Below are 15,347 nucleotides of genomic sequence, written 5' to 3' on the forward strand. Positions count from 1 at the left end.
GAAATTAAAAGTCAAACTTATTCACAATCGGCCCTAGTTTTTAACAAACGGAAAAAATCGATACATTTTTAATATAGATTTTAGATATCTATAAATCAGCATTTTAAAATTTAAAAAAAGAGATGAAGTACCGTAAAATATAGGATTTTAAAAACAGTAAACAAGGAAATTTGAATTTATTTTAGATTTATTTTTTGAGTTCTTGCGCGACTATTTCTAGCTCCGCATACCAATCCTCTCCAAACTTTCTAACTAAAGCTTCTTTGACAAATTTATACACTGGCACTTCTAGTTCCTGACCTAAAGAACAGGCCGGATCACAAATGTCCCATTTATCATAATTAACGGCAGCAAACTCGGTGAAATCTTTAACACGAATAGGATACAAATGACAAGAAACAGGTTTTTTCCAGTCAATTATCCCTTGATTATACGCTTGCTCGATCCCGCACAAAGCCGTTTTACCATCAAAAATTACATAAGCACAATCTTTATTGTCAATCAGTGGTGTTTCAAGATCACCATCAGTTCCTTTTGTCCAAGTTCCTTGCGCTTCGATAGCGGCAATTCCTTGTTTGCGTAAAAATGGTTTTACTTTAGGATAAATTTCCTCTAATATCTTAGTTTCCTCAACGCTCAATGGAGCTCCCGCGTCGCCATCAACACAACATGCTCCTTTACAGGCTGACAAATTGCAAACAAAATCTTTTTCGAGTATGTCTTCTGAGACGATCGTTTTTCCTAATTGAAACATTATTTTGGGGTACTGAGATTATAAAGCGCAAAGGTAGTTAAAGTAAATTGTAATTTTTTAGATAAAAACTAACTTTAACTTTTTTAAAAACCAATGGAATAATTGACTTTTAAAACCAACTAACAAACTAACAGTAAGAAACATACAATCATAACAAACAACAAATCAATTGAAAATCAGTCTATAAAAAATGAATCAGAATTGTTGTAATAAAATTTAATTTTAATCAAAAATCTACCGAAAAGTTTAACTTTGCAAACAAAAAAAATATGTTTGAAATCGATTTTAGAGAAATAATTACGGTTGGAATGGTACTTTTTGCTGTAATTGATATCGTGGGAACCATTCCTATTATTGTTGATTTAAGATCAAAACATGGGCACATAGAATCCGAAAAAGCTTCAATGGTAGCCGGTATAATTATGATTGTTTTCCTTTTCGTGGGAGAAGAATTATTGAATTTAATAGGGATTGATGTCAATTCTTTTGCCGTTGCTGGTTCATTCGTATTATTCTTTCTGGCATTAGAGATGATTTTAGGCATTCGCATTTATCGAGATGAAGAAGCGAGTTCTGCATCTATTGTACCTTTGGCGTTTCCCTTGATAGCCGGAGCCGGAACAATGACTACTTTACTCTCTTTACGCTCGCAGTTTTCTACTATAAATATTGTTATCGCAATACTATTGAATATTATTTTGGTATATATCGTTTTGAAATCATCCTCTAAAATCGAAAAAATACTAGGAGAAAATGGGCTTGGCGTCATTAGAAAGACTTTTGGCGTAGTACTTCTTGCCATTGCTGTTAAATTATTCGCTGCGAATGTTAAAGGTTTGTTTGTCTAAAATAAATTTTCATAAATTTACCCCCTAAGATAATTTAAAAAGATAATCTGATTTTTGAACTGACATGTGTTTCTAAAATAAAAAATCTGTTTCTTTTATATCAAAAACAAAAACGTATTATGAAAATTTTTACTAACATATTGGTGTTTTTAGCAATAGCGCTAATCATATTTAATGTTACTTTGTTGGATTTTAGAAATCCATTTCAAGGAGATAGCGTAGTTGCTTTTATTGGAATTGCTGCTTCTTTTTGTGCCGTTTTAATTCTTTTGATTTTTAAAATGGCTAAAAAGATTGAAGAAAAATCAAATGAGTAACCATAACAATGTTTGATATTCTTGTAGTTGGCGGTGGGGTTTCTGGAATGTCATGCGCACTCGTTTTGGGTTCTGCAAAAAACAAACCCTTTGCTACTGACAAAAAAATCGGCATTTTCACCCATCAAAAAACATCATCTCTTCAAGAAGCGCTGTTTAATAATGCATACGGAATTCCTCCGGGAAAATTAGGCTCCGAACTATTGGAGGAAAGCACGGAACATCTTTCGAAAGCTTATCCTCATATTACTCAAATTCCAGAGGAAAAAGTACTAAAAATTGAAGGACAATTTCCGAAATTTACAGTCCTTACAAACAAGAATTCCTACCAAACAAAAATAATCGTCATAGGCATTGGATCCGCAAATACTTTTGCAATAGATGGATTGATGCATTATGTAGAACCCCATCAAAAGTCCCTTCCTGAAAAACAACGAATCCAGTTAAAAAACAGCGACCATAAAGTTGCCGAAGGAATTTATGTTATAGGAACTTTAGCAGGCTGGAGAAGTCAACTGGCTATTGCTGCCGGAAGCGGTGCCGCAGTTGCAACAGATATTCTTACGGCATGGAATGACGGCGTGCAGACTCATGCACATGACAGTATTAGATAAATAGAATTTCATTCTGAAAAATCACTGGAAAAATAGTGGTAGGTTTGCATTTTTCAATACACTGTTTTATGTTATCACTATTATTGGGCCTGATTAGGCTCATCGTTTTTATACTATTCGTTTCCTTTTTCTCGATTATTTTCTATTTCATGAGTTTCTTTTGTAGCGAAGAAAATAATTCCAAAAGAGCACTTTTATTACGTGATTTTTTAATAGGAGGACTTAATATCATTTTAGGCATTCGTACCATAATTTACGGAGAAAAACCTACCATACAAGGACTGATTGTGGCCAACCATCGTTCTTATTTTGACCCAATCGTTATTGTAAATCTAATCCATGCTTTTCCTGTAGGAAAGAAAGAGGTGGCATCATGGCCGCTTATTGGCTATATCTGTAAAATATCCGGTGTTGTATTTGTAGATAGAAAGTGCCAAAAAAGCAGACAAGAAACTGCCGAAAATATTCGAGAAGTTCTAGCCAAAGGATATTCTATCATTAATTTCCCGGAGGGCACAACAGATGTTTTGCCAACGACTCTGGATTTTAATTACGGTTCTTTTGTGATGGCCACTAAGATTAAATCTGCCGTTATTCCTATTGCTATTGATTATAAAGAAAAAACAGATGCTTTTGTCGGAGACGACACTTTCATTCCGCATTTTTTAAAATGTTTTGGAAAATGGACTACTGAAATTAAAATCACTTTTTTTCCACCTATTTACTCTGAAGATGCAACCTATTTATTAAACACGTCTAAAAACATGATAGATGAAGAACTCATTCGGTATAGAAAAGATTGGGATAATGAAAATTAATAGTTTTTAAAACAAGTATTTTCCTTTACAATTACTTCTTAGAAATTGCCTTAATCATCGCATCTTCTTTCAAAATGATTCCATAATAATAGCTTTCCCCATACAATTGTCGGGTGAATTCTGCAGTTAAGTATCTTTTTACTAATGGCTTGCTTTTTCCAAACTTCAAATCCAATCCGTTTCCGAAAATAAATTTTTGAAACAAATTAAAATACAAATCCGTTTGATCCATTTTAATTTTGAATTGTTCGAAAGTAAGTCCTTTAAAAGCGCTTCTGTTTTTATCTAATTGTTCGAAAACAAAATTACCAACGATTCCGGATTGCAATAAATAAGCCGTACTTTCATTTCCATGCTCCACTTCAAGCGGCACAAAAACATCAGGAACAATTCCGCCTCCGCCGTAAACAATTTTACCTTTTTTAGTTTTGAATTTCAAAGTATCAGAAACTTTTATACTGTCTTTTTCATACAACTCTCCATTTCCAAAACGAGCTTCCGATTCTTTAAAATACGCTTCATTTCCTTTTGAATATGGTTTTTGAATGGAGCGACCCGTTGGTGTGTAATACCTGGCAATAGTCAATCGAACCGCTGAACCATCCGCAAAATCCATTTCTCTCTGCACCAATCCTTTCCCAAAAGAGCGACGCCCCACAATAGTTCCTCTATCATTATCCTGAATGGCGCCCGCTAGAATTTCACTGGCTGAAGCACTGTTTTCATTGATTAAAACAAATACGTTTCCGTTTTCAAAACTGCCTTTCTTGGTTGCAAATGTCTTGTCTATATTCCCGTTTTTATTTTTGGTAAAAACAATCAGCTGCTTATCTGTCAACAATTCATCGGCAATAGCAATCGCTTCTTCCATATAACCACCTCCATTATCGCGAACATCAATAACGAGTGATTTTGCACCTTGTTGTTTCAGCTTAGTTAAACCCGCCATAAACTCTCTATAAGTAGTTTCGGCAAATCTGTTTATTTTTATATAGCCCGTTTTATTACTCAAAAGCAACGCCGCATCGACACTTTTTAGAGGAATAACATCCCGTTTTATTTTTACTTTTAGTTTTTTGCCTTCCGATTTTCTGTAGATAGTAAGCTCTATATCAGAACCTACCGTTCCTTTCAATTTAGAATACAAACTATCACTTGGCAATTTGCGTCCAAATAATTTCGTTTTATCGGCATACAAAATTCGGTCTCCTGCCTTTATTCCTGCTTTTGCCGAAGGCCCATTTTCAACTGGTTTTATAACTGCAACTGAATCGTTGTACATATAAAAGTTCACGCCTATTCCCACAAAATTTCCTTTCATGCTTTCTACCACTTCCAGCTGATCGCTTGGCGGAATATATACTGAATGCGGGTCGAGTTGCGCCAGAATATTATCTACGGTAAGATTTACAATAGAATCCGTATTAATATCATCGACGTATTCATTGTCAATAAAATCAATCAATTTATTGAGTTTGCTTCTGGAATTGTTTCTGGCTGAAAAGTCAGCCGCATTAGGAAAATTCAACATTCCGCCCAGCACAACACCCAAGGCGAGTGTTGAGAAAATAATAATGGGCAAATATTTTACGTTATATTTCATATGAAGACAACATTTATTCTTCTAATACTGGAATATGTTCCACCTCAACTCCTGCTTTTATCAGGAACTGAATTCCTGAATCATCACGGTATCCATTCTGATACACCACTCTTTTTATTCCGGATTGATGAATCAATTTGCTGCATTCTTTACAAGGCGAAAGCGTAATATACAAAGTAGCTCCTTCACAGGATTGTGTAGATCGTGCCACTTTCAGAATCGCATTTGCCTCAGCATGTAAAACATCCCAACGTGTCAATCCTTCGTCATCTTCACAGCAATTTTCAAAACCAGATGGCGTTCCGTTATATCCGTCAGAGATTATCATTCTATCTCGCACAATAATCGCACCAACTTGTTTGCGTTTACAATACGATAAAAGACCCCATTCTTTTGCAATTCTAAGATACGCTTTATCGTATTTATTTAATTTTTTTTCGTTCATTTTTATCTAATCCAGATTTCACTTTCAACAATCATTGGTATTACTACTCCTATTATAAATGCCGACATTACTAAGGTCCAATCGCGTTTCGAGAATCTGAAAACGGTTTGAACAATATACGACAAAATCAAAACTACAAAAACCACTACAATCTGGGCCGCTTCTATTCCTAATGCAAATTCTAACAATGGCAATACTTTAGCCGTAGCATCGCCTCCGAGAATTGATTTGAAATAATTTGAAAAACCCAATCCATGAATTATCCCAAAGAAAAGCGTGATAAAAAAAACCAAATTTATACTTTCTTGCTTGCTTGATTTTCCCGCCGTAAAAAGATTAAACAACGCCGTTATCAGTATCGTTATTGGAATTAATAATTCGACAACATTCACTTTAATTGCAATTATACCAAAAACAGAAAGCAACAAAGCCATCGTATGTCCAATGGTAAAAAGCGTCACCAGAAGCACAATTCTCTTCCAATCCTTAAAAGAGAAAGGAATCGCTAAGGCTATTAAAAATAAAACATGGTCATACGCATGAATATCTAAAACGTGTTTTAATCCTATTTGAAAGTAAATCCAAAATTCTGACATAGGTAATTTATTAGGTTGATAAAGGGGTTGTAAACTTACGATTAATTTTGAAAATGATTGATTTGATTATTTAAATAAATGCAATTCAAAAGAGATCAAATTCAAAGAAAAAATATAAAAAAATTAAAATCATTAATTTAAAAATAGATTTATCTTTGTAAGATAAAAAAACAATAATTATGTCATTTTCAGATTTATTTGATAGCGAATTCAAACAAAGAAATAAAGGTCATTTTTCAGCTATTGTTCGCGTAGCACTGGCTGACGATAAGTTTGCTCCAGAAGAAAAATTATTTTTAGACAAACTGGCTGTTCGATTAGAAATTTCTCAAGCAGAATATGAAGAAATTTTAGAAAACCCATTAAAATATCCCATAAACGCTCCTTATTTGCATGAGCAAAGACTGGAACGTTTGTTTGATTTAGCGAGAATGGTACATGTGGATCATCAGTTAGGCGACACACAAGAATTATTATTGAGAAAAATTGGAGTAGCACTAGGCTTTAATGCTGAAAATGTAGATTACATTGTACATAAAGCACTAAAACTAGTAGATAGAAAAGTCGATATAGACACTTTCCTTTTCGAAATGCAAAACATGAACAAGTAATTGTAAAGTATAAAAAAAGCTCCCAGAAATCTGGGAGCTTTTTTATTAAACCTGCATTTTTAGTATTTGCTTAATTTAGCTTTATGCATAAATTCTTCCGCTTTTTCCACCATGTTGTAGCTTCCGCAAAAGAACGGCACCCTTTGATGTAATTCCGTCGGTTCAATTTCCATGATTCTATTAAAACCGTCTGAGGCTTTTCCTCCCGCTTGCTCAGCAATAAAAGCTAACGGATTGCATTCATACAATAAACGTAATTTACCTTTTGGTGCTTTAGAACTTGTAGGATATAAATAAATTCCGCCTTTAATCATATTTCTATGAATATCCGAGACTAAACTCCCAATATATCTTGAAGTATAAGGTCTGTCTCCTTCTTCTAACTGACAATATTTTATATAATCTTTTACTCCTTGCGGAAAATGAACATAGTTCCCTTCGTTAATGGAATAAATATGACCATCGGTTGGGAATTGCATTTTTGGATGCGATAAATAAAAGGTTCCAATGGCCGGATTCAACGTAAATCCGTTCACTCCGTGTCCTGTTGTATAAACCAACATCGTCGAGGTTCCGTAAATAACATATCCCGCTGCAACCTGATTGATTCCCGGCTGTAAAAAATCTTCAATTGTAACTGGAGTTCCTATTGGAGTAACTCTTCTATAAACCGAAAATATAGTTCCAACAGAAACATTTACATCAATATTTGATGAACCGTCAAGCGGATCCATTAAAACCACATATTTGTTATTATGACTGTTGTCACTTCCTTCTACAGTGATAAAATCATCATTCTCTTCGGAAGCAATACCACATACAATTTCACGATTGATTAAAGTTTGAATAAAAACTTCATTCGCATAAACATCGAGTTTTTGCTGATCTTCTCCTTGTATGTTTTGTTCTCCGGCAGCACCCACAATATCAACTAATCCAGCTTTGTTTACTTTATAATTGACCACTTTGGCAGCCAATCGGATCGAGTTAATGATTCGGGATAATTCGCCTGACGAATATTGAAAAGCATTTTGATTTTCAATGATAAATTCTCCTAGTGTTTTGTTGCGTTCTTCCATTACGAAATCGATGTAGTTATTTTGAAGTCACAAATATCGTTTTTTTTGTGAAAACAATTTGAATACTATTTATTTAGTTTGTCAGTATTGTATATTTGCTGAATAAAACACAAAATTAATACGTAAAAATGCAGTTTTATTGCATTTTTAAATCATTAAAATAAAAATTTATGAATATTAGAAGAGGAAACCCTCAAGATATGCCAGCTGTTTTAGGTCTTATCCAAGAATTAGCCGACTTTGAAAAGGAGCCAGATGCTGTTCTTGTAACTGTTGACGATTTAATTCGGGATGGTTTTGACCCTGTTCCTTTATTTCATGTTTTTGTTGCCGAAGCCGATAACGAAATCGTGGGTATCGCATTGTATTATTACCGCTATTCGACCTGGAAAGGAAAAACAATTCATTTAGAAGATTTAGTAGTAAAAGACAAAATGCGTGGAACCGGACTTGGATATGCTTTGTATTCTGAAATTATAAAACAGGGTAAAAAAGATCAGGTTCGAAGAGTGGAATGGAATGTACTGGACTGGAATACCCCGGCAATAGAATTTTACGAAAAATCAGGTGCAAAAGTGCTACGGGATTGGGATGTTGTACAAATGGATGAAGCAGGAATCAACCATTTTGTAGAGAATAAATTGAAATAAAGTAAAAGAACAATTTTTGTTTAAAAGATTATGAGAGTATTCAAATTTGGAGGAGCTTCTGTGAAAGATGCCGCAGGAATTAAAAACGTATATGACGTTTTACAAAAAGTGGGTTACGAAGATGTGTTGTTGGTAGTTTCTGCAATGGGAAAAACAACTAATGCATTGGAAATTGTCATAAAAAACTATTTCGACAAATCAGCTGAGTTAAATTCATCAGTCCAAGAAGTAAAAAAATACCACAATCAAATTTTGATGGATTTATTTGAAGATGACAAAAACGAAGTTTTTGCCGCTGTAAATACTCAATTTGCTGATTTAGAATATTTCTTGACACATAATAAATCTCCCAATTATAATTTTGTTTACGACCAGATTGTAAGTTATGGTGAATTAATTTCGACAACTATTCTAAGCCATTTCATGAATTTCATGGAAATAAAAACACAATGGCTGGATGTGCGTAATTTCATAAAAACAGACGCAAATTATAGAGATGCCGAAGTAGATTGGGAATTGACACAGAAAAACATTTCTAAAAACGTAAAACGAAAAATACTAAACATCACACAAGGTTTCTTGGGTTCAGACGAGAATAATTTCACCACCACTTTAGGTCGTGAGGGCTCCGATTATACTGCTGCAATTTTTGCGTATTGCTTAAATGCCGAAAGCGTAACCATCTGGAAAGATGTTCCTGGAGTAATGAATGCCGACCCGAGATATTTTGAAAACGCAAATTTATTAAATCAAATTTCATATCGCGAGGCCATTGAATTAGCTTTTTACGGCGCAACGGTTATTCACCCAAAAACACTGCAACCTTTACAAAAAAAGGAAATTCCTTTGTATGTAAAATCATTTATAAACCCATTATTAAAAGGGACAAGTGTTTCTAAAGGTGTCGATTTAGAGCCGTATTTACCTTGTTTTATTGTCAAAAGAAACCAGCTTCTGATTTCGCTTTCCTCTATAGATTTCTCTTTCATCATGGAAGAAAACATCAGCGAGATTTTTGCTCTGTTTCACCAATTCAAGATAAAGGTAAACTTAATCCAGAATTCTGCGATTAGTTTCTCTGTATGCGTGGAAGATAAATTCGATAATTTTAAAGCACTGAATGCTATTTTATCTAAAAAATTTAAAGTGGATTACGACGAAAATGTAACCTTATATACTATCCGACATTTCAACGACAAAGCAGCTCAAACTGTTGAAAAAAACAAAGTAGTTTTATTGAAACAAGTCAGTCGTGAAACCATGCAAGTGATCACTAAAGAAGTTTAAACACTGTCCAACATTATTAAAAATGGGAATCGAAATTTAATTTTGATTCCCATTTTTTTTGCTGTTCCAAAGCCTAAAATCAAGAACTCTAAACCTGAATATATCGATTTGTCTATTTCCTTATTTTCTGATTGACGCATTTTCTAATTATCGGATTATAAGTACTACTTTTGATACTGTCGAGTTATAGTATTTATGTTGAAAAAATTACTTTTTTGGATTGTAATAGGCTGTTTTTCTGGGCTCCATGCACAGGAAATTAATTCGCTGTACAAAACCAAAAAAATTCTTCCTTCCCGCGACACTATTTACATTGAAAAAGAAAGTATTAATTCCAGTTTTTTCAAACTGCTTGACGCCAATGGCAAACCCATCGACAGTACTTTATTTAAGATAGATTTTAAAAAAGGGGCTTTAATTTTAAAGGAAAATAGCTCTTTTAACTCCGATTCGCTTACGATACACTATCTTAAATTTCCTGAAATACTAACCAAAGAATACCGCATTTACGACCCCAGCAGAGTCGTCAGTAATGAAGCAGGGACTGGAAATCTATATAAAATTGAAGATAAAAACCTAAAGAAAAATGTTCCTTTTGACGGTTTGAATACTTCAGGAAGTATTACACGTGGCATTACCATAGGAAACAATCAAAATGCGGTTTTGAACTCTAATTTAGATTTACAAATCACAGGAAAAATTTCCGAAAAAGTAAGCTTGAGAGCCTCCATCCAAGACAGTAATATCCCGTTACAGGATGGCGGCTATTCTCAAAAACTAGATCAGTTTGACAATGTTTTCATGGAGTTATTCAGTGACCAATGGAACATTCGGGCAGGAGATATTTTTCTCGAGAACAAGAAAACCCAATTCCTTAATTTCAATAAAAAAGTACAGGGACTGGCGACTACTTTCAACTTTGGAACCGAAGAAAATAAAACAAATGTATTTGCATCAGCAGCATTAGTTCGGGGACAATATGTCAAAAGTAATTTTGTGGGACAAGAAGGCAATCAAGGTCCTTACAAATTAAAAGGGCAAAATGGAGAATTGTATGTCCTAGTGGTTTCGGGTTCAGAGCGGGTTTATGTAAATGGTATTTTACTGAAACGAGGCGAAAACAATGATTATACAATAGATTACAATGCGGGTGAAATTGTATTTACGCCCCTTTTTACCATAACTTCCGAAATGCGGATTGCCATAGAATATCAATATTCCGACAGGAATTACACCCGTTTTGTAACCTATGCCGGTGCCACGCATGAAAATGAAAAATGGAGTTTTGGAGGGTATTTATATTCGGAAAACGACTTGAAAAACCAGCCGCTACAACAAAATTTATCACAAGAACAAGCCCAGATTTTAGTCAATTCAGGAGACAATCCTGATTTAATGACTGCGCCTTCCGCCTATGCTGATTCCTACTCCGAAAACAAAGTGTTGTATCGTAAAACGATATTTAATGCAGTTGAAATTTTCGAATACTCAAATGACGCTCAACAGGAATTATTCAATGTTCGATTCACTTTAGTAGGAACCAATAATGGGAATTATATCGTGACAAATTCGGCTACAATTACCCGTGTTTACGAATACATCCAACCAATAAATGGTATTCCTCAAGGAAATTATGAACCAATAATTCAGCTCATTTCACCAACAAAAATTCAAGTTGCCACCTTTTTGGGAAAATACAAACCAAATGAAAAAACGGCTGTCGATTTTGAAATTGGCCTTAGCAACAATGATAAAAATTTATTTTCATCCATTGACGACTCCAACAATCAAGGCTTGGCAGGGAAAATCAACGCAAAGCAACGGCTTTTTTCAAAAAAATGGCAGGTTGATGCTTTTGCCAATTATCAATTTATACAAAAAGATTTCAGATCCGTGGAACGACTGTACAATATAGAATTCGACAGAGACTGGAATTTAGGAACCGCTGCTGTTGGAAATCAAAGTTTATTAGTTTCAGGTCTGCAATTGGACTTAAATCCAGAACCAAAATCTATTACTAATGGACTACTGTTGTATCAATTTGAAAAACTGGATTTCTCCGGAAATTTTTCTGGCAGCAGACATATTTTAAATGGTTTGTTTCGAATAAAAAAATGGACCTTTCAAAACCAAGGCAGTTTCCTAAAAAGCGATGGCAGTGTGTCATCGTCGAAATTTTTAAGAAACCAATCTCAAATGCGTTTTCATTTCGATAAAAATTGGGTTGGTTCCAGCTTGCGTTTAGAGGATAATCAAGAAAAAGATAAAGCAACAAATCAATTTTCGATGTTAAGCCAGAAATTTACGGAATATGGTTTTTTTACCGGTCGTGGTGACAGCACTAAAGTTTTTGTAGAATTGGGCTATTTAAGAAGAACTAATGACAGCCTTCAAAATGGCTTGATTCAGCGCGTAAATTCTTCCCAGACTTTTATGCTGAAATCTAAATTAATTCAAACCAATAAAAGTGATTTATCCCTTTATGCCAATTACAGAATCTTGGATTTTGTGGATGCTGCAAGAAAAAGAGAACCTTCATTAAATTCCAGAATAGTGTACACAGATCGTTTTTTTAATCAATTGATCCAAAGCACAACGGTTTATGAAACGAATTCAGGAACCATTCCACAACAGGAATTTACCTATCTGGAAGTTCCCGCAGGTCAGGGCGTTTATGCGTGGAATGATTACAACGGCAATGGAATTCAGGAATTACAGGAGTTTGAAGTTGCTCCGTTTATCGATCAGGCAAAATTTATCAGAGTATTTTTACCCAATCGGATTTATATAAAAACACATCAAAATAAGTTCTCACAATCCGTGACATTAAACCCAAATCAATGGCAAAATGAAAAAGGAATAAAAAAATTACTTTCCTATTTCTATAATCAAACCGCATTTATAATTGACAGAAAAACGAGAAGTGACGGAGATAATTTTGAATTAAACCCGTTTAGCGGTTCCAATGAAAATGTACTGGGATTAAATTCCAGTTTGAGGAACAGCTTGTTTTACAATCGAGGAAAGCAAAACCATTCGATTACCTATTCTTATCTTCAAAATAAAACGAAAAACTTGTTGTCAATCGGTTCGCAAGAAGCTACAAACAGTTCGCATCAATTGCAGTATGGACATTTGTACCAAAAAAGTTGGCTGTTCGGTTTCTTTGCCAAAACAATCCAAACAACTATTCAATCAGAGAATTTCCCAGAAAAAAATTATGCTATAAACGGGTACCAATTGGCACCAAAAATCAGTTATTTATTCTCTAAAAATACCAGTTGGGATATTTTTTATGAATTACAAAGCAAAGAAAACCAGATTGGAGTCTTCGAAACATTACTACAAAACCGTTTTGGAACTGCCTTTTCCTATGCCAGTGATAAAAAAATAACGCTGAATGGAGAAGTTTCTTTTTATCAAAATAAATTTGAAGGAAATGAATTTTCTTCGGTTGGATTTCAAATGCTCGAAGGTTTACAAACCGGTCAGAACTTGACTTGGAGATTGCTTTTGCAAAAAAACATCACACAATTTTTAGACATTAATTTCAATTATCAAGGACGGAAAAGTGAAACAAGCCAAGCCATTCATACCGGAAATGTTCAATTGAGAGCCTATTTTTAATATTTAAATTTGAAACAATTTCATCGGATGACTTTCCAAATATGATTATTTTTTATTATTTTTATTATATAAAACTTAAAATCAAACTATTATGAAAAAATTACTGTTGTTATGTTTCATGATTATCCTTTCGGCAAACTTGCATGCACAAGAAACTGCAGCCGAAAAGAAAGCGGCAAAAGCTAAAACTGAAAAATTGGCTAAAGCCAAAAAGGAAAAAGCTGAAGCAGCAAAAGATAAGGCGGCGATAGCCAAAGAAAAAGCAGAGACAGCAAAAAAAACCGCTAAAAAGAAAGCCGAAATTGCAAAAGAAAAAGTGAAAACTGCAAAAGATAAAGCAACTAAAAAAATAGCTAAAGACAAAGCTGAAATGGCTAAAGACAAAGCAACTACAACTAAAGAAAAAGCAGCTGCCGCTAAAAAAACCGCTAAAGAGAAATCCGAAACTGCAAAAGAAAAAGCAACTACAGCTAAAGAAAAAGTGGAAACTGCAAAAGATAAAGTAGCAAAAAAAACAGTTAAAGAAAAAGCTGAAACTGTAAAAGATAAAGCAGCAGAAACTAAAGAAAAAGCAACCGCGTCTAAAAAAACAGCAAAAGATAAAGTGGCGACAGCTAAAGCAACCGTAAAAGAAAAAGCTACAAATACAAAATCAGTAAAAAAAATTAAAGAAACCAATGAAAAAGCGCCTAAAGTAGCCGATAAAATAACTGGAGAATACAATGGCAAAAAAGTATATACCGGTCCTCGAGGAGGAAAATATTATATTAACTCAAACGGAAATAAAACCTATATCCAAGAATAATTTTTTATAGAAAGTATCTTGAAAAGGCTGTCCCTAAAAAAGATAGCCTTTCTTTATTTTAGTCCATCAGAAAGAAAAATATAGTCTGAAACAGTATTTAATAACTGGATAACTTAATAGTTTAGTAATATTTTGCAAATACAAAAAAGGGCCTAACTTATGTATCTTTCACCTATAAAAAACATTTGACACAATTAGAAATGGATATAAAAATCGCCCCTAAAACTATTTTGATTGCACCTTTAAACTGGGGTTTAGGACATGCCACCCGTTGTATTCCAATCATTAGAGCTTTACAAGATAACAACTACATCCCAATAATTGCCTCTGATGGTATTGCTCTTGAATTACTGCGAAAAGAGTTTCCAAACCTCCAAACATTGGAACTGCCATCCTATCAAATTGAATATGCTAAAAATGGCGCCAATTTTAAGTGGAAATTAATAAAAAATGGCCCCAAAATGGTAAAAGCTATTCTGGAAGAAAAAAAAATAATTCAAAATTGGATTGAAAAATATGCAATAGACGGAATTATTTCGGATAACAGATTGGGGGTTTTCAGTAAGAATGTACCCTCCGTATTTATCACCCATCAATTGAATGTGATGACAGGAAATACAACTTGGATAACCAGTAAAGTACATCAATATATTATAAAAAAATACACGGAATGTTGGGTTCCCGATCTTGCTGGAACTTTAAATCTAACCGGCAAACTAGGTCATGTTGACAATCCAAATCTTAAAACAAAATATATTGGTCCTTTGAGCAGACTACAAAAGAAATTGTTGCCAAAAAAACATGATTTAATGGTAATTCTCTCTGGCCCCGAACCTCAACGCGGCATGTTAGAAAAACATTTGAAAAAAGAGATTGTTAAATACAATGGTAATGTAATTTTCATTGAAGGAAATATCGAAAAGGAACAAAAAACAACAGCAATTGGAAATGTCACGTATTACAACTTCATGAATTCAACCGAACTGGAACAGGCTTTTAACGAAAGTGAAATGGTTCTTTGCCGTTCGGGTTACACTACAATCATGGATCTAGCCCAACTGAGAAAAAAAGCTTTTTTCATTCCAACACCCGGTCAATATGAACAAGAATATTTAGCAAAAAAACTAAAGAAAGAAGGTCTGGTTCCTTATGCAACACAAGATGATTTTAGAATGGAAAACATTCAAGAAATTGAGGAATATAAAGGATTGCCTCGATTAGACACTACATTAGACTGGAAAATATTATTCCAAGTTTTTGAAAAGAATTAATCGTTATTACAACTGTAATTTA

The 15,347-nt window shown here is 34.0% G+C and carries 15 protein-coding genes; 10 read left to right on the plus strand and 5 right to left on the minus strand.

Annotated features, from left to right (window positions below):
- Positions 1-187: 187 nt before the first annotated feature.
- The gene (locus E0H99_RS00765; RefSeq protein WP_131990352.1) at positions 188-754 is read right to left on the minus strand and encodes a DUF3109 family protein; all 567 of its coding nucleotides are present in this window, start codon (positions 752-754) and stop codon (positions 188-190) included.
- A 269-nt stretch (positions 755-1,023) separates the two neighbouring features.
- Between E0H99_RS00765 and E0H99_RS00770 the strand changes: the two genes are divergently transcribed.
- From E0H99_RS00770 to E0H99_RS00785, 4 genes are all read left to right on the plus strand, one after another.
- Positions 1,024-1,602, plus strand: coding sequence for a MarC family protein (locus tag E0H99_RS00770; protein ID WP_131990353.1), 579 nt, complete (start codon positions 1,024-1,026; stop codon positions 1,600-1,602).
- Positions 1,603-1,721: 119 nt separating this feature from the next.
- Positions 1,722-1,919 carry a hypothetical protein gene (locus E0H99_RS00775; protein ID WP_131990354.1) on the plus strand — a complete coding sequence of 66 codons (198 nt, stop codon included), beginning with the start codon at positions 1,722-1,724 and terminating at the stop codon, positions 1,917-1,919.
- An 8-nt stretch (positions 1,920-1,927) separates the two neighbouring features.
- Complete coding sequence (locus E0H99_RS00780) at positions 1,928-2,533, plus strand: FAD-dependent oxidoreductase (RefSeq protein WP_131990355.1); 606 nt, start codon at positions 1,928-1,930, stop codon at positions 2,531-2,533.
- A 68-nt stretch (positions 2,534-2,601) separates the two neighbouring features.
- Entirely contained in the window at positions 2,602-3,351 is a 750-nt protein-coding gene (locus E0H99_RS00785; RefSeq protein WP_131990356.1) for a lysophospholipid acyltransferase family protein, read from the plus strand.
- 31 nt (positions 3,352-3,382) lie between these two features.
- Here E0H99_RS00785 and E0H99_RS00790 read toward each other — a convergent pair whose 3' ends face one another.
- From E0H99_RS00790 to E0H99_RS00800, 3 genes are read right to left on the minus strand one after another with little or no spacing between them, the layout of a single operon-like run.
- Entirely contained in the window at positions 3,383-4,954 is a 1,572-nt protein-coding gene (locus tag E0H99_RS00790; RefSeq protein WP_131990357.1) for a S41 family peptidase, read from the minus strand.
- 13 nt (positions 4,955-4,967) lie between these two features.
- A complete protein-coding gene (locus E0H99_RS00795; RefSeq protein WP_131990358.1) occupies positions 4,968-5,399 on the minus strand; it encodes a deoxycytidylate deaminase in 432 nt (143 codons plus the stop codon).
- 2 nt (positions 5,400-5,401) lie between these two features.
- Complete coding sequence (locus E0H99_RS00800) at positions 5,402-5,995, minus strand: HupE/UreJ family protein (RefSeq protein WP_131990359.1); 594 nt, start codon at positions 5,993-5,995, stop codon at positions 5,402-5,404.
- A gap of 179 nt (positions 5,996-6,174) precedes the next feature.
- Between E0H99_RS00800 and E0H99_RS00805 the strand changes: the two genes are divergently transcribed.
- Positions 6,175-6,606: a TerB family tellurite resistance protein gene (locus E0H99_RS00805; RefSeq protein ID WP_131990360.1), complete on the plus strand. Its 432-nt coding sequence runs from the start codon at positions 6,175-6,177 to the stop codon at positions 6,604-6,606.
- A gap of 59 nt (positions 6,607-6,665) precedes the next feature.
- On the opposite strand, the gene fbp is transcribed toward E0H99_RS00805, so the two are convergent.
- Complete coding sequence (gene fbp / locus E0H99_RS00810; RefSeq protein ID WP_131914885.1) at positions 6,666-7,685, minus strand: class 1 fructose-bisphosphatase; 1,020 nt, start codon at positions 7,683-7,685, stop codon at positions 6,666-6,668.
- A gap of 170 nt (positions 7,686-7,855) precedes the next feature.
- Here fbp and E0H99_RS00815 point away from each other — a divergent pair, with 170 nt between their 5' ends.
- The 5 genes from E0H99_RS00815 to E0H99_RS00835 all read left to right on the plus strand — a co-directional run bounded on the left by E0H99_RS00815 (position 7,856) and on the right by E0H99_RS00835 (position 15,325).
- Entirely contained in the window at positions 7,856-8,335 is a 480-nt protein-coding gene (locus E0H99_RS00815) for a GNAT family N-acetyltransferase (RefSeq protein ID WP_131990361.1), read from the plus strand.
- Positions 8,336-8,365: 30 nt separating this feature from the next.
- Positions 8,366-9,622, plus strand: a complete 1,257-nt coding sequence (locus E0H99_RS00820) for an aspartate kinase (protein ID WP_131990362.1) — start codon at positions 8,366-8,368, stop codon at positions 9,620-9,622.
- A 195-nt stretch (positions 9,623-9,817) separates the two neighbouring features.
- Positions 9,818-13,249, plus strand: a complete 3,432-nt coding sequence (locus E0H99_RS00825; RefSeq protein WP_131990363.1) for a hypothetical protein — start codon at positions 9,818-9,820, stop codon at positions 13,247-13,249.
- 91 nt (positions 13,250-13,340) lie between these two features.
- Complete coding sequence (locus E0H99_RS00830) at positions 13,341-14,054, plus strand: hypothetical protein (RefSeq protein ID WP_131990364.1); 714 nt, start codon at positions 13,341-13,343, stop codon at positions 14,052-14,054.
- Positions 14,055-14,254: 200 nt separating this feature from the next.
- The gene (locus E0H99_RS00835) at positions 14,255-15,325 is read left to right on the plus strand and encodes a glycosyltransferase (protein ID WP_131990365.1); all 1,071 of its coding nucleotides are present in this window, start codon (positions 14,255-14,257) and stop codon (positions 15,323-15,325) included.
- Positions 15,326-15,347 lie beyond the last annotated feature (22 nt).

It is taken from the genome of Flavobacterium sp. GT3P67 (genome assembly GCF_004349155.1).
Taxonomy (GTDB): domain Bacteria; phylum Bacteroidota; class Bacteroidia; order Flavobacteriales; family Flavobacteriaceae; genus Flavobacterium; species Flavobacterium ranwuense.